This window comes from Salinicola sp. MIT1003, from assembly GCF_001858555.1.
GTDB classification, from domain to species: Bacteria; Pseudomonadota; Gammaproteobacteria; order Pseudomonadales; family Halomonadaceae; genus Salinicola; species Salinicola salarius.
In genome coordinates, this window is the sequence record NZ_MCAP01000011.1 from 1 (window position 1) to 17514 (window position 17514).

The window sequence follows — 17514 nt, forward strand, 5'->3', positions numbered from 1 at the left end:
CTGGCATAGAGCTTGTCGACGGCATCGACCCAGTACTGCTTGGCGTCTTCGTCGATGTCGGCCGGCATGTAGAAACCGCGCCAGTTGGCCCCTATCGCATCAATCCCTTGCTCTCTCGCTGTCGGAATGCTTGAAAACTCACCAGGCAGACGCTCCTCGGACAGCACGGCCAATACGCGGAGATCACCCGACTCGAAAAAGCCCGTGGCTTCCGTAATATCCCCTGTGAAAGCCCCTACATGACCACCGATGAGCTGAGTAATGGCTTCGCCGCCGTTGTTGTAGGAGAGATACGGAATACGTGGCAGGTCATCTACACCGGCGGCCTTGGCAGCGATCAGTACCTTGAGGTGATCCCATCCGCCATTGGCGCTACCGCCGGCGAACTTGACCGAACGCGGATCCTCCTCCAGCGCATTCATGAGTTCCGTTAAGTTTTGATAAGGCGAGTCCTTGGAAACGGCTATCACGCCATAATCGGCACCAATTGTTCCCAGCCAGTTCACCATACTGACGTCCATACCCGGGAATTGACCTTGCGCCAGGCGAGTGACGGTCGAGGTGGATGCTGCAACGAGTAGATCATTGTCTCCGCTGCGCTTACTTACCGTATGTGCAAAAGCGACTCCGCCCCCAGCGCCAGCCATGTTGATGGTTTGCATGGTCTTCGGTACGAGTTCCAATTCCTTGAAGACATTAGCTGCGTTTCTACAAGTAAAGTCCCAACCACCACCCGGGTCCGCCGGCGCAATACACTCTATTTTGTTACCCGGCTCATAAGCCAAGGCAAGCGGACTCAGAGCCAAGAGGAAAAAGGGAAAAAATATTTTTTTGATTGCATGTTTCATCGTCTAACCCCTCGATTATCTATCATTACCAATATCACCGCTACGAGATTGGAAATATTGGAGGCATCGAAAGACTAAACAAGCAAAGAAACACTGAGAATTCGCAATCAGGCAACCTAGCGTTTCCGCGACCAGAAAGCTCCATGACTACAAGGGCTTAATGATCAAGTGTTCTTTAAGTGTTCCACTAAAGACTTAACGGCAGGATCCAAAATCCGGTTCGCCTTGACGCCAATAACGAGGTCACGACTGGCCCAAGCTTCATCCAGTTCAACCGCAGCAATAGGGATGGACTTTGCATAGACCTCAATCGTTTCTCTGGGCATGATCGCCAAACCATACTGACAGGCCACCAGCTGACACATACAGTCAAAGCTACTGACTCTGACACTGACTTTTAGCTTGAATCCGCAAATTTCGGCCTCTTTGTCCAAAAGTTCGTACAGCAAACTGTCCGCATGCTGAGCGACAACCGAGTAACCGGCTAGCGCTTCATATCTGACTGAAGAACTTTTGATTAAAGGGTGGCCCAAGGGAACTGCTACCGCCAACTTATAAGTGCGATAGCGAAAAATTTCGATATCCGAAGGAATGGACTGCACGGCGAATACACCTAAATCGGCATCACCGCTCTTCAAAAGACGAAGAATAGCCCCTCCTACTCTCCCCTCGATATTCAAATTTATTTTGGGGTACTTACGTGAGAAGGAGGCAATATCGAACGGCAGAAATTGCGAAAGCGCCGAGGTCGTAGCGCAAACCTTGACGCTTCCCCTGATTTCATCGGAAAAACTGGACAGCTCCTCATCCATTTCACCGATGCTGATGAAGACGCGACGTACATGAACTAACAGCGCTTCGCCCGCCGTCGTCAGCTCAACGCCGCGCGCAAACCGCACAAAGAGAGGGGTTCCAACTCTGTCTTCGAGCTCGGCAATTCTCTTGCTGACCGCGGAAACAGCAATGTGGGCTCTCACGGAAGCCCGTGTCAGGCTCTTTTCCTCCGCCACGCAGAGGAAAATATTCAACGAAGCAAGATCGTACTTCACCGTTTCCTCTTGATGACGATACTGAGGCTAAGATTCCTGAAGCGCCCTCAGTTGTTGCGTATCATACGCCACCCCGTACTCTCTATGGTGGCGCAAAGCTCGTAGTTCTCTCTCGCCCGGGAGCTGCACTGGATTACTGACATCGATGGGCGGTGTATCATGAATGATACTAGAAAAATCGACCATTCTTTCGCCAAGCCAATCATTTTCTCCTAATCCTTTAGTATTTATCGTCAGGAAAAAATGGCCTAGATTTTGAGGCTGGTCAGGTTGCTTATCCCACGCTTTTACATGATTGAGATAAGCGGCTCCCGACAGGACGCCCGCCAGCATGTCAACAGCCAAAGCAAGGCCATAACCTTTATAGCCACCAATCGTTTGCAACATACCAGACAGCGCTTCATTAGGGTCGCTAGTCGGAATACCATTGGAATCCGTTGCCCAGTCGAGCGGAATCGATTTTTGTTGATCTCTCGCTGCTCGAACTTTCGCACGAGCTACCGTACTCAGTGCCATGTCAAGCAGGAAGTGCTCACCTTTGGGATGGGGAAAGCCAAAGCCCAGCGGATTATTTCCCAGTTTCGGCACTGTACCGCCGTAGGGGGCTATCGTTGTCGTTGCGTTACTGGCAATGAAGCTCATATACCCTTGTTCGGCTGCCATGAAAGAATATGGCATTATAGGGCCAAAATGATTGCTCCCATTGACGAATACCATCCCCATACCGAACTCAGATGCCATTTCCATCGAATGGAAAATTGCTTTACTGCCTAATAGAGGGCCAATCGCGTTATCGCCATCCATGGTCGCAACTGTGGGGTAGGACTGACGAACCTTAATATCAGGCTTAGCGTTGATCCCTCCTACTTTAATTCTTTCCCCATACGACAGGATCCTGGCAACACCGTGAGTATGGATCCCCATCATGTCAGCCATGACCAACACATCCGCCACGGCATCAGCGTCACTTCCCTTGATTTCAAGTCGTCCAAGTGACTCGATGGCGATTTTTTTCAGAGTCGCTTGGTCTACCTTTGTCTTCTTCACATCCGTCATAGCTGTTCCACCTTTAGTGAGCCATTGAGACTTGTCAGATTATCCGCACTTCTCTTTTCTGAGAATTTCTTTCTGGGAAAAGGAGGTTTCTCTCACTGAAAAAGCAAACCTGACTCGACGTTCCTACCGCCGCCATAACGGAAGATTATTTCTTCGAAGAAAAGCTATTACTCGAGAGGCAACTTACAGATATAGGCAAAAAGGGAAATCCAACTCAGTTGATCCACTATATAAAAACAAAAAAAAGCCTCGTTTCTACGAGGCTAAATTGACCGGGTACAACTGAGATCAGATTTTCTGAGGTATAAACTTTGCCTTGAGCTTGCCGGCGAACATCGGCACCACCACCACTAACGCCGCGGCGATCCATAGCCCGATGGAGAGGCCGGACTGGAACAGGATGCCGACGTCGCCTCCGCTGATCGACAGCGCCCGACGCAGGTTCTCTTCCATCAGCCCGCCGAGCACGAAGCCGAGCACCACCGGCGCCAGCGAGAAGCCGAACTTGCGAAGCAGGTAGCCGAACACACCGATGACCAGCATCAGGTAGATCGCCATCAAATCGGAATGCAGCTGATAGACGCCGACGAAGGCGAGAATCGCCACGCTCGGCACCAGCAGCCAGCGCGGTACCTGCAACACGCGGGCGAATACGCCGGCCAGCGGCAGGTTCAGCAGCAGCAGCATGACATTGCCGATATAGAGCGAGGCGATCAGACCGCCCACCACCACCGGTTGCTCGCGGAACATCATCGGGCCCGGATTGATGTTGTAGAGCATCAGCGCGCCGAGCAGGATCGCGGTGGTGCCGGAGCCGGGAATGCCCAGCGTCAGCATGGGGACGAACGAGCCGGCGGCGGAGGCGTTGTTGGCCGCTTCCGGCGCGGCCAGGCCGCGCATGTTGCCGGTGCCGAAGCTGTTGTCGTGATCGCTGATGCGCTTTTCGGTGGTATAGGCCACGGCGCTGGCGACGGAGGCGCCGGTGCCCGGCAGCACGCCGATGACGAAGCCGATCACGCTGGAGCGCAGGATCGCCCACTTGCAGTACAGCACTTCGCTCATCTTGACCATGACACGGCCGATCGGCGCCATCTCGCCTTCCTGGTCGTGACGGAAGGCGTGCTCGAGCATCAGCAGGATCTCGCTGACCGCGAACAGGCCGATGATCATCACCACGAAATCGATGCCGTCGTAGAGCTCGGGCATGTCGAAGGTGAAGCGCAGCACGCCGGTGCCGGAGTCGACGCCGACGGTAGAGATCAATACCCCGAGTACGGCGCCGATCAACGTCTTGAGCGGATCCTTGCCCATCATCGCGGACATCGAGGCGAAGGCGAAGATCATCAGTGCGAAGAATTCGGCAGGGCCGAACTTGACGGCAACGACCGCCAGCAGCGGCGCGAACAGCGTCAGACCGACGATGGCGATAGTCGCCCCGATGAACGAACTGACCGCCGACAGACCCAGGGCCGGCCCGGCGAGGCCCTTCTTGGCCAGCGGGTGGCCGTCCAGCGTGGTCATGACCGCGCCGGCGTCGCCGGGTACGTTGAGCAGAATGCTCGACATGCGCCCGCCATACTCGGAGCCGGTGTAGATGCCGGCGAGAAGAATCAGCGCGGACTCCGCTGGCAGCCCCAGCGTGTAGGCCAGCGGCATCAGGATGGCGATACCGTTGATCGGCCCGATGCCCGGCAGGGCGCCGAACAGCGTACCGAGCAGCGCGCCCAGGAAGGCCAGCCCCAGATTGAGCGGGGTCAGGGCGACACCGAAGCCCTGGATCAGAAAATCGAACATTCAGTTGCTCCCCAGCAGCGGCTCGATCCAGCTACCGGTCGGCAGCGAGATCCCCAATCCGTAGGTGAATAGCAGATAGCTGCCGAGCGCCAGCAGCAATCCGCCGATGATCGCTTTCATCGGTGTGGCGCCGAACAGCCAGGCGATGACGATGCTGACCAGAGCGGTCGTCACCAGATAACCCAGATTGATGAACAGCGCCGCATAGATGCCGAGCACTGCCATGGTGATGACCAGGCGCAACAGCAACGCGCCGCTCGGCCATTGACCGCTGGCGCCGGGACGGATGAAAAGCACGATCGCCAGAACCGCCAGAAGACCCGACAGCAGCAGCGGAAATGCTTTCGGCCCGACCGGGTCGTAGCTGAACGGCACCTGTAGCTGCCAGGCCTGGACGGCGATGAACGCCGCCAGACCGAGCAACAGCAAACTCAGGATTCGGTCGGCGGCGAGTCTCATTTCGTCAAACCCACTTCTTTGGACAGTTGCTGGAAGTCGGCGACCTGCTGCTTCACGTACTGATGGAAGTCGTCACCGAACTTGGACATCGGGAACAGCCCGCGACCCTCGCGCAACGCCTTGAAGCTCTCGGTGTCGTTCAGCTCGCGCAGGCGATCGGCCCACTGCTGATAGGCTTCGTCGCTGACGTTCGGCCCCATGTAGTAACCGCGCCAGATCGGCCATTCGACATCGTAGCCCTGCTCCTTGGCGGTGGGGATGTCCGCGTAGGGCCCGCCCATGCGCTCTTCGGAGAGCGCCGCCAGAATGCGGATCTCGCCGCTGTCGAGCTGCGGTTTCAGCTCGGCCAGGTCGCCAGTGAACACCTGGATGTGCTCGCCCAGCAGTGCCGCCAGCGCTTCACCGCCGCCCTCGAAGGAGACGTAGCGCAGCTTGCGCGGATCGACATCGTCGGCCTTGGCCATCAGCGCCGCTTTCATCCAGTCCTGGCTGCCGACGGTGCCGCCGGCACCGATCACCACGCCGGACGGGTCCTGCTTCAGCGCTTTCATCAGCTCATCGAGGTTGTTCCACGGCGCATCCTTGCGGACCACGATCGCGCCGTAGTCGACACCCAGCGCACCCAGCCAGCGAACGTCGTCGACCTTGTGCTCGAGACCGAACTTGCCCAGCGCCAGGTTGAGCGCAGCGCCGGTGCTTGCGGCCACGATCAGGTTGGGATCGTCGTCGCGCACGCCGGTGACATGGTTATAAGCCACGGCGCCGATACCGCCCGGCATGTAGCTGACCATCATCGGCTCGTCGATCAGCTTGGCGTCCTGCAGGCCGTTGGCCGCCAGACGACAGGTCAAATCGTAACCGCCACCCGGCTTGGCTGGTGCGATACACTCGGGCGGCTTGGCCTGGGCCTGAACGGCGCCGGCCAGCAGCGCGCCGCCGGTCACGGCGGCAACCAGCCAGCGAGAAAGGAATCGAGAGTTGGGCATGCTGTGCGTCTCCTACCTGGGTTGTTATGCTCGCAAAATCTCGTGGCGGGCACCGGACTCGGGCCGGTTTTGCCTACCGACGGCGCGATGCTAGAGCGCTAACCTTTCATCAACCTGTCATCTAAGCCTTTGTCGTATAGGACATTAGTCGTACAAGACATGGCTAGCAGATGACCTCGAGAAACCGCCATGCACCTGCTCGTGATCGAAGACGATCCGCTGCTGTCACGCTCGCTGAGCCAGGCAATGACTCGCCACGGTTACACTGTCGATGCACTATCACGCGTCGACGACGCCATCCAGGCGCTACGCCAGGGCCGCTTCGACCTGGTCCTGCTCGATCTCGGCCTGCCCGATGGCAGCGGTCTCGGCGTGCTCGAATGGTTACGCGCCCACGCCGACCCCACGCCGGTAATGATTCTGACCGCGCGGGATGCGCTGGAGGATCGAGTCCGCGGGCTGGATCTCGGTGCCGACGACTATCTCGCCAAGCCGTTCTCGATCACCGAGCTGGAAGCGCGGGTTCGCGCCCTGCTGCGTCGCAGCCAGCAGCGGCTGGACAACAGCGTGCGCTTCGGCGGTTTGAAACTGGACACCCGCTCTGCCAGTGCCTGGCTGAACGAGACCTCGCTGGATCTGCCACGACGGGAATTCAGCCTGCTGGAGGCGCTGATGCTCAACGCCGGGCGAATCGTGCAGCGCGAGGCGCTGGAGAACCGGCTGTTCGGCTTCGAGGCGGTGGGCGCCAACGCGCTCGATGTCTATGTCAGCCGGCTGCGCAAGCGCCTGGCGGGCTCCGGCCTGTCGATTCGTACACTGCGCGGTCTGGGCTATCGACTGGAAGAGACAGCGGACAAACATGAGCCTGGCGCACCGAAGGAACGCCCCGAGTGATACCGCCGCAGACATCGCTCAAGCGGCGCCTGGCGCTATGGCTCATCGCCATCGTCGCGGGGTTGGGGACGCTGCTGCTGATCGAGGCCTATACCAGCGCGCGCAAGGCCGCCGATCGAGCCATGGACGGTCAACTGGAAGCCGCCAGCCTGACCATCGCCGAATCGCTGCAATGGCCGGAGGGTAAGCCAACCCTGGAAATGCCCGCCTCGGCGCTGCAGATCCTCGCCACCCGCTGGCAGGAACGGGTGTTCTACTGGCTGCAGGCGGATAACGGCCTTTCCATCACCCAGAATGCCGATCTGCCGATCACCGCCTCGATGCAGGCCGAGGCCAGGCGCCAGCCGGTCTATCTCGACGCCGTCTACGACGGCCAGCCGATTCGTCTCAGCGGTCGCGAGGTGGATTCCGCCGGCTGGGACACCCAGGAGCCGGTGCAGCTTTGGGTGGGCCATACCCGGCGCGGCCGCGACCTGCTGGCGCAGGAACTGTTCCGCAAGAGCGCCACCCGCTTTGCCGCGATGGTGCTGATCACTGCCGCACTGGTAGCGATCGCCATGCATACCATGCTGGCGCCGCTGCGTCGTCTGCGCCAGGCACTTCGCGATCGGCGGGCCGACGACATCAGCCCGCTCAGGCTCGGCGTGCCGAAGGAGATGCACGAACTCGTCGAGACCCTCAACCGGCTGTTCGCCGACCAGCGTCATCATCGCGATGCGCTGCTGCGCTTCATCGCCGACGCCTCGCATCAGCTCAAGACCCCGCTGGCCGGGCTGCAGAGCACCAGCGAACTGGCGCTCTCCAGCCGCGAGCCGGCCATCTGGCACCAGGCGCTCGAAGCCGTCCACGACAGCGCCGAACGCACCAGCCGCCTCGCCGGCCAGATGTTGAGCCTGACTCGACTTCAGCACCTGGGGCCGGGGCATGAGCGTCAACCGCTGGCGCTGGATCGGCTGATGCGCGAGGTCGCCACCGACTGGGCCGATCGCCAGGACAGCCGCGATCACGATCTCGGCCTGGTCATCGACATGCCCACCCCGGTATGGGTCGAAGGGGAAAGCTGGGCACTGCACGAACTGCTCAACAACCTGATCGACAATGCCTGCCGCTACACGCCGCCCGGCAGCGAAATCACGCTGGGACTCGCCCACGACGACGGCGACGACGAGCAGGTCACGCTCACGCTCGAAGATAACGGCCCCGGCGTCGATGCCGAGTCGCTCAGCCGGCTGACCCAGCCGTTCGAACGCGGCCGGCGCCAGGATACGTGTGGCTCCGGGCTGGGGCTCGCCATTGCCGAATCCATCGCCGTGCGCCATGGCGGCCAGCTAGCGGTCTCCAACCGGCAGCCGCGAGGATTCCGGGTCACCTTGACGCTGGCCCGCTGTCGGCCACCCGAGGAGAGCAGGACATGAAACGATGTCTGCAGGTGATGCTCGGCCTTGCTCTGTGGCTGGGTCTTGTCGGCACTGGCACCGCCCGGGCCGCCGAAAAGCTGATCATCGAAGCCGCGCTGGATCGCCAGATCGTCGATCCGGTACTCGACGCCTTCGCCGCCGAGAATCCGCAGATCGATCTCGACTATCGCGACCGCTCGACGCTGGAGGTCGACCGACGTGCCCGGGACCGTGAATCGCCGCCGGACGTGGTCATCAGTTCCGCCATGCCGTGGCAACTGGCGCTCAGCAACGAAGGCATGGCCCAGCCCCTCGACGCGCCGGAAGTCGACCAGTGGCCGGCGTGGGCGAAATGGCGAAACGAGGTGTTCGGCTTCACCTTCGAGCCGGTGGTGATGGCCTATCGCCTCGAGCTCGCCTCGCACATGCCGCCACCGGAAACCCATCGCGACCTGCTCGATCTGCTGACCCATTATCGTCACTGGCTCGATGGTCGCGTGGTGAGCTACTCGCCTCGAGAAAGCGGCGTCGGCTACACCCTGTTCCAGCAGGATGCCCGCTATACGCCCCGCGCCTGGGATCTGATCGCCGCCATGGGAGCGGCCAACATCAATCTCGAAACCACCACCCAGCGCATGCTGGCCGGGCTCAGCGAGGGCCGCTACTGGCTCGGCTACAATCTGCTGGGTTCCTATGCGATGCTCTGGGCGCAGACCCATCCCGACATCATCGTCCAGGTCCCCAACGACTACTCGCTGGTGCTGATGCGGATGGCATTCGTCCATCGCGATGCACCGCACCCGGCTGCCGCCAGACGCTTCGTCCGCTTCCTTCTGAGCCGGCGCGGCCAGCACATCCTGGCCGGCCAGACGCCGCTGTTCAGCGTGCGCGACGATGTCGTCGGCCCCTACACCGCCCAGCGGCTGCGCGATCAGGTCGGCGACCATCTCTACCCGATTCCGATCAACGCCACGCTGCTGGCATTCGTCGACCCGCTGCGCCGCCAGGCGTTCCTGCGCCGCTGGGATCGCGAGATCCAGATCCTTTCAGAATGAGGGATGTCGGAATGGGCGATACCGATATGGCGACGGCTCCCGAATTGCCCCTGTGCCCGTCGTCGCAATGCCGTAAGATACGGCGCCGCCACATCGATGCAGTGCCCGAAGCAGGCGCCTCGATGCCAAGACACCGATGACCGAGAGTTCCGGATGAGCGTAACCGCAGCGACCACCGCCCCCGCCCAGTCGACAAACCAGGCCAAACGCGCCGCCATCGGCAGCTTCGTCGGTGCCGTGGTTGACTGGTATGACTTTCTGCTCTACGGCATCGTCGCCGCGCTGGTCTTCAATTCGCAGTTCTTCCCCAACGTCAGCCCCGCCGCCGGCACGCTGGCCGCGCTGGCCACCTTTGGCGTCGGCTTTCTGTTTCGCCCGCTGGGCGGCCTGGTCTTCGGCCACTTCGGCGATCGCCTGGGACGCAAGCGCATGCTGATCCTGACCGTGATCCTGATGGGTGGCGCGACGGCGCTGATCGGCCTGCTGCCGACCTACGCCCAGATCGGCGTGTGGGCGCCGATTCTGCTGGTCACGCTGCGCGCGATCCAGGGCTTCGCCGTGGGCGGCGAATGGGGCGGTGCGGCGCTGATGGCGGTGGAAAGCGCACCACGCGGCCGTCGCGCGTTCTATTCGAGCGGGGTGCAGGTGGGCTACGGCGTGGGTCTGATCCTGGCTACCGGTAGCGTCTCGCTGCTCAGCTACGGATTGAGCGACGCCGATTTCACGGCCTGGGGCTGGCGCCTGCCGTTCCTGTTCAGCGTGGTGCTGGTGCTGGTTGCGCTGAAGATCCGCTCAAGCCTCGAAGAGTCGCCGGAATTCGTCGAAGCGGTCGAGCGCAGCGACCAGAAGCCGGCCAGACCACCGATACTCGAAGCGCTCAAACGCCACCCCGGCGCCTTCGTGACGATCATCGCCATGCGCCTGGCCGAGCTGTTCACGATGTATATCGTGACCACCTTCGCGCTGAGCTACTCCACCGGCTATCTCGATCTGTCGCGGGATCTGTTTCTGCATATCGGTCTGCTGGTCGGCGCGATCAGTTGCGTCACCATTCCGCTGTTCGCCTGGCTGGCCGACACGCTGGGGCGGCGGCGCGTCTATATCACCGGCGCTATCGTCGGCGTGCTGGCCGCCTTCCCGTTCTTCATGGCATTACAGGCCGGCTCGATCCTGTGGATCGTGATCTTCGCCGTGACACTGGCCAATCTCGCCCACGACATGGTGGTCAGCGTACAGCAACCGATCTTCGCCGAGCTGTTCGGCGCCGCCTACCGCTATAGCGGCGCCGGGGTCGGCTATCAGGTCGCCAGCGTGATCGGCGGCGGCTTTACCCCCTTCATCGCCGCAGCGCTGGTCGATCTCTACGACGGCAGCTGGACGCCGGTCGCCGTCTATCTGGCCGCCGGCTGCCTGGTTTCTGCCGTAGGCGCGGTCTGGATGCTGCGGAAGCGGTAACGGCGCAGTAACCGCCAGCTAGTGCTCAGCCCCTTTTACTCCCAAGAGATCTGCGACCAATGTCGCAGATCTTCGCCGTAGACGAAGCCCCGCTTTCCCAAACGATAATGGCCATCCGTCGCCACGGATGGCTATAGTCCCCTCGCTTGCCGCCGCTGGCGTATTCTGGCCGTCTCTTGCCTGAATTCGCATCGCCACCGCGCACGTCATCGAGGTGTTTTCATGAAGAAAAGAATCAGTGAACCGGTCAAGAAACCACTGGTCTGGATCGGCTTCGTCATTCTCTTTGCCCTGATCAATCCCTGGTATTTTCCCGATGGCTCCTGGTCGCCACTGTTCTTCGGCGTTCCCTACTGGGCGCTGATCATCCTGATCGCCTCGCTCGCCTTGTCGATCTTCATCACCTGGGTGGTGATGACGCAGTGGGAAACCGGTGCCGACGAAGACGAGGAGCTGTGACGATGGAAGTGGAACTGGCCTTCAGCGGGTGGTCCGGCATTCTGGTGCTGATGCTCTACGGCGGTCTGATGCTTGCCGTGGGCGTCTACGCCTTCCTGCGCAATCGAGGCGTTCGCGAGAGCTTAGACGAGTACTATCTCGGCGGGCGTGGCCTCGGGGTGATGGTGCTTTTCTTCACCTTTTTCGCCACCCAATACAGCGGCAATACCGTGGTTGGCTATCCGCCCACGGCCTATCGTCTCGGTTACCAATACCTGGTGTCGGTGCCGTTCTTCATCATGATCATCATGGTCTATCTGCTGTTCGCGCCCAGGCTCTATGCGCTGGGTCGACGCTTCAATCTGCTGACGCCGGTGGACTGGATCGACCTTCGATTCCGCTCGAAAAAGGTCACGATTCTGGCCGCGATCCTGATGCTTTATGGCCTGGGCAACTATCTCCTCGAGCAGTTCGTCGCCATCGGTCAGGGCGTCTCCGGTCTCACTGGCGGCACGATTCCCTATCAGGTCGGCGTGGTGTTCTTCATCGTGATCATGGTCGCCTACAGCTGGCTGGGCGGGATGCGCTCGGTGGCCTATACCGACACCATTCAGGGGCTGGCACTGCTGTTCGGCGTGTTCACGCTGCTGATCGGCTCGCTGATCTACCTGGGCGGGCTCCCCACCGCAGCCGAGACGATGATCGCCGAGGCACCGGAAAAACTGGGGGCGCCAACCGGCGGCAGCCTCACCACCTGGTTCTGCCTGCTGGTGCTGGTCGGCATCGGCGCGGCGATCTATCCCCACGCTTTCCAGCGGATTTTCGCGGCGCGCAGCGAACGTACGCTCAAGCGCTCTTTCATCCGCATGGCCTACATGCCGTTCCTGACCGCTGGCGTCGTCTTCATGGTGGGTATCATTGGCATCTCCGCCTTTCCCGACCTGACCACGGCGGAATCCGAACAGCTGGTGGGCATGATGGCCAATGCGCTCGCCAACCAGAATGCCTTTTTCTATTGGACGATGGTGCTGCTGTTCGGCGGCGTGATCGCGGCGATCGTGTCGACCGCCGACTCGGTGTTGCTGACGTTTTCATCGATCGTTTCCAACGACCTCTACGGACGTTACATCGCGCCGAACGCCGATGAATCGCGCAAGATTCTGGTGGGCAAACTGGTGGGGGTCGCTGCGGTCGTCGTGCTGGTGCTGATCGCCTGGTACCCGCCGGGCACGCTCTATCAGATCTTCGTGCTCAAGTTCGAGGTGCTGATCCAGACCGCACCGGCGCTGATCCTCGGCCTCTACTGGAGCCGGCTCAATACCCAGGCCGTCTTTATCGGCATGCTCGCCGGCACCGTTCTCGCCGCCGCCTTCACCTTCGCCGGCTATCGCCCGCTGGGGGTCTACAGCGGTCTGTGGGGGCTGTTACTCAACCTGGTGCTGTGCGTCGGCGGCAGCTTGATGAGTCAGGTGACCGAAGCGCACCGCCAGCGAGCGCTGGAGGTCATCGGCTGGCAGCGCTGAGCTTGATGGATCGTCAATCCCGGGATGGCGATCACAGCCAGAACAGCGGCTCGTGATCGGCATCCCGAAGATGCCGTTCGAGCCACTGCTGGTAGCGCCTGAGGGCAGCGGCTATCGGGTATGAGCCCTTTCGGACCATCGTCGTCACTGAGTTACGCCAAGGTTTCATGAGGTAGTCCCACATAGTTTTCGGCGATCGTCGTCAAGCCTGTCTCGGAGCTTCCGATCACGGAGGGTCGCCACAAGGTCCATCAAGAAATCATTGGCCGTTGATTGTGACTCTTGAGTCGTGCGGTATAGAAACTAATCACATCTCACGGACATGCCGCCATCGACGACAATTTCCGTTCCGGTAATGAAGCGCGCTTCATCGGAAATCAAGAACAGAGCAGCGTTGGCGGTATCGCGTCCATCTCCCATGAAACCGAGTGGGATCCTGGCAAGGCGCTGATCAAGCAGTGCTTTCACGTCACCACCGGCTCGCTGCCCGGCCAGTCTGGCCTCAACCATCGGTGTATGAAGTTGACCTGGTACGATGGTGTTCACGCGAATACCCATGGGAGCGTATTCAACAGCCGTCACTCGCGAAAACTGGATAACCGCCGCCTTGCTGGAGGCATAGGCTACCTGAGCGGCGCCTGTCCAACGCAGCCCCGAGGTCGACGAGGTATTGACGATCGCGCCATGCCCCTGCTCACGCATAAACGGTAATACGTGTTTGCATGTGAGATACACGCTATCGAGGTTGAAGGCCATCTGTTGGTGCCAAACCTCCTCACTCATCGCTTCGGCTCCTCCCCTGGCGGAGCCACCGACATTGTTGACCAGGGCATCGACTCGGCCAAAACGTTCGACACAGGCATCGACCATGCTTTTCACCCGTGCAGAGTCGGTCACGTCGCAGCAAAATCCGGTAACCGAACCATTGATCGACTCGACGCGTTCCACGGTTTCCGTCAATGCCTCCTCATTGAGGTCTACCGCAAAGACCCTGGCGCCCTCTTCCGCACAACGAACGGCCGCGGCACGACCGTTTCCCCAACCAGGCCCGACGCAGCCGGCCCCAGTGACAATGACCACTTTATCGTTTAAACGAGCTGACATGACATAACCTCTCGATCATTTTAATCAGTGATTCCAAGCCAGGACTTACGGTGATATCAGGCCTCGAAACGGTAAAAGCTCATGGGATTGTCGACGAGAAGCGCTTGTCTCAAGGCTGAAGTCGGCGCGATCTCTCCAATCAGTTCGACCAGCCGGCCATCATCCGGCGGCTCTGTGCCCAGATTGGGGTGTGGCCAGTCGGTTCCCCAAAGCACCCGGTCACTGAAACGCTCCACCAGGTTACGCGCCAATGGAACGGCATCGACCCAGGGCGGACCCTGTGTTGAGCTTCGCTCACAACCGCTAACTTTGACACGCACATGCTCGTGATCCAACAACCGCAATAATGCCTGGAAGGCTGGCTGCTGAATGCCACCGGTAGCGTCGATACGCCCCATATGGTCGATAACCACATCCACGGGTAGTTTCTTCAGCAGAGGGGTCATCTCTTCAATGAGATCGGCATGCACATGCAGCTGTAAATGCCAGCCATGTGCCTGAATACGAGTGGAAAAATCCATAAGCTCATCAGGATCAGCCCCCTTCTGGAGGTGAGGCATGAAATTGAAACGAGCCCCTCGGATACCACTCCCTGCCAGGCGAGCAATCTCTGCATGACTGATTGTCAGCGGGACCAGGGCAATTCCCAGATAGCGCCCAGGGCGTGACGCCACGACATCTTCAATCGCACGGTTATCGTAACCATGGCACCCGGACTGCACCACGACGCAGCGCTGAATACCGAGCAGATCATGCAGCGCAAAGAGTTTCTCTTTGGGAGCCTCTCCGGGCCGAAATCGGGCATCTTCCGCGTAAGGGAAAGTTCCTGTCGGCCCAAAGACGTGACAATGGCTATCACAGGCGCCAGCCGGCAATGTCAATAGAGGACGAGAGGGTTTATCATGATAAGTACGTTCCCCATTCTCCATTATGAAACTCCAGTATCGGGTCGAGAAAGTTGCAATGCATCGGGATCAAGCGGGGCGACATCGAAGGCGTTTATAGTCATGGAGATCAACCCGTAATACCCGAGAACCCCCACCAGATCGACGACAGCCATATCGCCCAGAACATCGACCGCCTCATGATAAAGCCGATCGTCTACTCGTCTTTTCAGCTGCATCTCACGGGAAAAGTGATAGACGACATATTCATCATGATGTTCAAAATCAGGTTCGATATTCACTCGAATGGCTTCGATAACCGCGTCGGGAAGTCCTGCCTCCCGTGCCTTGGGCTCATGAGCCTGCCACTCATACTCGGCGCCCCAAACTCGCGCAGTCACCAGAATAACCAATTCCGACAGGCGCGCTGACAACAGGGTCTCGTAGCGACAATAACGCCCCAGAGCCTGCGCACGATCCGCCAGTTCAGGCCGATGTAGCCAGAGCGCCAGTGGCCCTCCAACCCGCCCTCGCGGTGAAGACATGATGGCTTCGTAAATACGTCTCTGCTCCTGATCAAGGCTCGCCTGATCAGGTGGCGACAATCGGGTCATGATTCACTCCTCCGGATAAAGAATTCGGCCCAACGCTGGTGATTCATTGCAGAAAGCACTCAGCCAGGCGATCAGCGCTGGACAGGTCGCGCGCCAGTTCAGCGGCTGACGCCAGTCCAGATAGCCTAGCGCGCAAGCCAGGGAAATATTGGGCAGGTCCGGCGTCAAGCCAGGAGGATTGGCTTGAAACCATTCAAGCGCTCTTTCGATCTTTCCGTGTTGATGATTCAACCAAACGGTTGAAACCTGTTCGGCCTCACGAAAGCGCGCCTCATATACCATCAATAAGGCCGCATCGATAACACCATCAGCGAGTGCTCGTCGGGTCTGCCAGCGCCAATTGGATTCCTCGGGGTAGAGCCTTCCAGAGACGTCGCCACTATGCTCAAGCAGGTATCCGATGATCACATTACTATCGAAAACAGGCTCCCCATGATTCAGCAACAGACACGGCATTTTGCCGAGTGGATTATAATCACGAAGAGGATCATCAGCGTCTCTCGTATCGGCGGGGCGAATCGTCAGGTTGTCCATAAGACTTAACTCGGAGGCCACCATTCTCACCTTCTTCCCATAGGGAGAGGTCAGAGTAGTGACTAACACTGCATCATCGAGGACACTCGTACTGTTAATCATGGCGATAATCTCACTGCATTGTTGATGGCAAATAGAGGGCCAACTGCGGGAAGACACAGAGCAGTCCCAGCATCAGAAAAGCAGCAAGAATATAGGGCAGCAATCCCTTGAAAACGTCTTCAAGGCGCACCCGATTATCAGAAGCGGCCTGAACAACGAAACAGTTTATCCCAACCGGCGGTGTGACGGCACCGATCTCAACTAGCAACACAACGAATACACCGAACCAGATAGGGTCGAAACCCAGTTGCATCATTACGGGGTGCGTGATCGGAAGCGTTATCGCGAGTAGTCCGGGTGCATCCATCATCATGCCCAAAACCAGATAAATCCCGACGATCATCAATACAACTACCCAGCGATTGACGTCCAGCGACGTCAGATAGCTCCCCATCAGATCTGCCACGCCACTCAGAGCTAGAAATTTGGAAAAAATCAAGGCCCCAATAATCACGCCGAAGATCATGGCAGAGGTGCGCACGGTATCCAAAAGAGAGTTCCGAAGTTCCAACTGACGGAAGCTACGAAGTCGGATAATGGCAATCAACAATGTCAGAAAGGCACCAACCCCTCCTGCCTCTGTGGGCGTAAAGATGCCGGCGTAGAGCCCTGAAATGATAAATACCACCAGTATCATCATTGGCCCGGCAAGCCGTAGCGAGAAGATTTTATCGTGTAGAGACACCGTAACATGCTGACGAGGCGCTAAATCCGGCTGTCCCAGCACGCGTAGATAGGTCGCCAGGCAAAGCAGTATTGCAAAGATAATACCTGGAATGATACCTGCTACCAGTAGTCGGCTAATACTGGAATCCGTCAAAATGCCATATACGACGACCAACGCACTTGGAGGAATCATCACGGCCAACGTGCCAGCGATAGCGATCGATGCAGAAGCCAATTTTTTATCGTAACCACGGTCAAGCATTTCCGGTAGAGCCAGTTTGGTGAAGACCGTGGCCGTCCCCACACTGGAGCCGGATGCGGCACCAAAAGCTGCGGCACCCAGAGTACTGGAGATCGCCAACCCACCTCGAAGATTGCCAAACCATGTCGTCATTGCTTCGAACATATCCTTGCCAAGCCCTGCACGCATGGCAAAAAACCCCATCAACAGGAACATGGGGATGACGCTAAAATGAAACGCGTGGGTCGTTTCGAAAAAGACAGCGCCAATCACTGTACTGGCACCATGTAAACCAACCATGGCCAAAATTCCTAGGGCACCCGTTAATCCCAGGGCAACAAAGACATTTAACCCGCCCAGGATAAAAACAAATAGCGCCACGACGCCCATGAATCCAATAGTAATATCAGACATA

17 protein-coding genes are annotated in these 17514 nt (G+C 59.0%); 6 read left to right on the forward strand and 11 right to left on the reverse strand.

Annotated features, from left to right (window positions below):
- The 6 genes from BC443_RS05180 to BC443_RS05205 form a co-directional block, all read right to left on the reverse strand.
- Nucleotides 1–848, reverse strand: an 848-nt coding sequence (locus BC443_RS05180; protein WP_083387227.1) for a tripartite tricarboxylate transporter substrate-binding protein, incomplete at its 3' end; no start/stop codon positions are given.
- Between the two features lie 164 nt (nucleotides 849–1012).
- Nucleotides 1013–1897, reverse strand: coding sequence for a LysR family transcriptional regulator (locus BC443_RS05185; RefSeq protein WP_071230783.1), 885 nt, complete (start codon nucleotides 1895–1897; stop codon nucleotides 1013–1015).
- A 27-nt stretch (nucleotides 1898–1924) separates the two neighbouring features.
- The gene (locus BC443_RS05190) at nucleotides 1925–2953 is read right to left on the reverse strand and encodes an Ldh family oxidoreductase (protein ID WP_071230784.1); all 1029 of its coding nucleotides are present in this window, start codon (nucleotides 2951–2953) and stop codon (nucleotides 1925–1927) included.
- Between the two features lie 288 nt (nucleotides 2954–3241).
- Nucleotides 3242–4747 (reverse strand): tripartite tricarboxylate transporter permease, encoded by a 1506-nt coding sequence (locus BC443_RS05195; RefSeq protein WP_071230785.1) that lies wholly within the window; start codon nucleotides 4745–4747, stop codon nucleotides 3242–3244.
- The gene (locus tag BC443_RS05200) at nucleotides 4748–5206 is read right to left on the reverse strand and encodes a tripartite tricarboxylate transporter TctB family protein (protein ID WP_071230786.1); all 459 of its coding nucleotides are present in this window, start codon (nucleotides 5204–5206) and stop codon (nucleotides 4748–4750) included.
- Complete coding sequence (locus BC443_RS05205; protein ID WP_071230787.1) at nucleotides 5203–6192, reverse strand: tripartite tricarboxylate transporter substrate binding protein; 990 nt, start codon at nucleotides 6190–6192, stop codon at nucleotides 5203–5205. The genes BC443_RS05200 and BC443_RS05205 overlap by 4 nt, the downstream gene beginning before the upstream one ends.
- 189 nt (nucleotides 6193–6381) lie before the next feature.
- On the opposite strand from BC443_RS05205, the gene BC443_RS05210 reads away from it, so the two are divergent.
- The 6 genes from BC443_RS05210 to BC443_RS05235 all read left to right on the forward strand — a co-directional run bounded on the left by BC443_RS05210 (nucleotide 6382) and on the right by BC443_RS05235 (nucleotide 12954).
- On the forward strand, nucleotides 6382–7086 hold the full coding sequence (locus BC443_RS05210; RefSeq protein WP_071230788.1) for a response regulator transcription factor: 705 nt from the start codon (nucleotides 6382–6384) through the stop codon (nucleotides 7084–7086).
- Nucleotides 7083–8501, forward strand: coding sequence for a sensor histidine kinase (locus BC443_RS05215; protein WP_071230789.1), 1419 nt, complete (start codon nucleotides 7083–7085; stop codon nucleotides 8499–8501). Before BC443_RS05210 ends, BC443_RS05215 begins: the two co-directional genes overlap by 4 nt.
- Nucleotides 8498–9538, forward strand: coding sequence for an ABC transporter substrate-binding protein (locus tag BC443_RS05220; protein WP_071230790.1), 1041 nt, complete (start codon nucleotides 8498–8500; stop codon nucleotides 9536–9538). Before BC443_RS05215 ends, BC443_RS05220 begins: the two co-directional genes overlap by 4 nt.
- A gap of 153 nt (nucleotides 9539–9691) precedes the next feature.
- A complete protein-coding gene (gene shiA / locus BC443_RS05225) occupies nucleotides 9692–10993 on the forward strand; it encodes a shikimate transporter (RefSeq protein WP_071230791.1) in 1302 nt (433 codons plus the stop codon).
- Nucleotides 10994–11215: 222 nt separating this feature from the next.
- A complete protein-coding gene (locus BC443_RS05230) occupies nucleotides 11216–11452 on the forward strand; it encodes a hypothetical protein (RefSeq protein ID WP_071230792.1) in 237 nt (78 codons plus the stop codon).
- A 2-nt stretch (nucleotides 11453–11454) separates the two neighbouring features.
- Nucleotides 11455–12954, forward strand: coding sequence for a sodium:solute symporter family protein (locus BC443_RS05235; protein WP_071230793.1), 1500 nt, complete (start codon nucleotides 11455–11457; stop codon nucleotides 12952–12954).
- 303 nt (nucleotides 12955–13257) lie between these two features.
- On the opposite strand, the gene BC443_RS05240 is transcribed toward BC443_RS05235, so the two are convergent.
- The 5 genes from BC443_RS05240 to BC443_RS05260 are packed head-to-tail and all read right to left on the reverse strand — an operon-like array spanning nucleotide 13258 to nucleotide 17513.
- Nucleotides 13258–14058 (reverse strand): SDR family NAD(P)-dependent oxidoreductase, encoded by an 801-nt coding sequence (locus tag BC443_RS05240; RefSeq protein ID WP_071230794.1) that lies wholly within the window; start codon nucleotides 14056–14058, stop codon nucleotides 13258–13260.
- A 56-nt stretch (nucleotides 14059–14114) separates the two neighbouring features.
- Complete coding sequence (locus tag BC443_RS05245) at nucleotides 14115–14987, reverse strand: amidohydrolase family protein (protein WP_071230795.1); 873 nt, start codon at nucleotides 14985–14987, stop codon at nucleotides 14115–14117.
- Nucleotides 14987–15556, reverse strand: a complete 570-nt coding sequence (locus BC443_RS18120; protein ID WP_083387228.1) for a carboxymuconolactone decarboxylase family protein — start codon at nucleotides 15554–15556, stop codon at nucleotides 14987–14989. Before BC443_RS18120 ends, BC443_RS05245 begins: the two co-directional genes overlap by 1 nt.
- Before the next feature lie 3 nt (nucleotides 15557–15559).
- Nucleotides 15560–16192 (reverse strand): glutathione S-transferase family protein, encoded by a 633-nt coding sequence (locus BC443_RS05255; RefSeq protein WP_071230797.1) that lies wholly within the window; start codon nucleotides 16190–16192, stop codon nucleotides 15560–15562.
- A gap of 10 nt (nucleotides 16193–16202) precedes the next feature.
- Complete coding sequence (locus tag BC443_RS05260; RefSeq protein WP_071230798.1) at nucleotides 16203–17513, reverse strand: TRAP transporter large permease; 1311 nt, start codon at nucleotides 17511–17513, stop codon at nucleotides 16203–16205.
- Between the last annotated feature and the right edge of the window lies 1 nt (nucleotide 17514).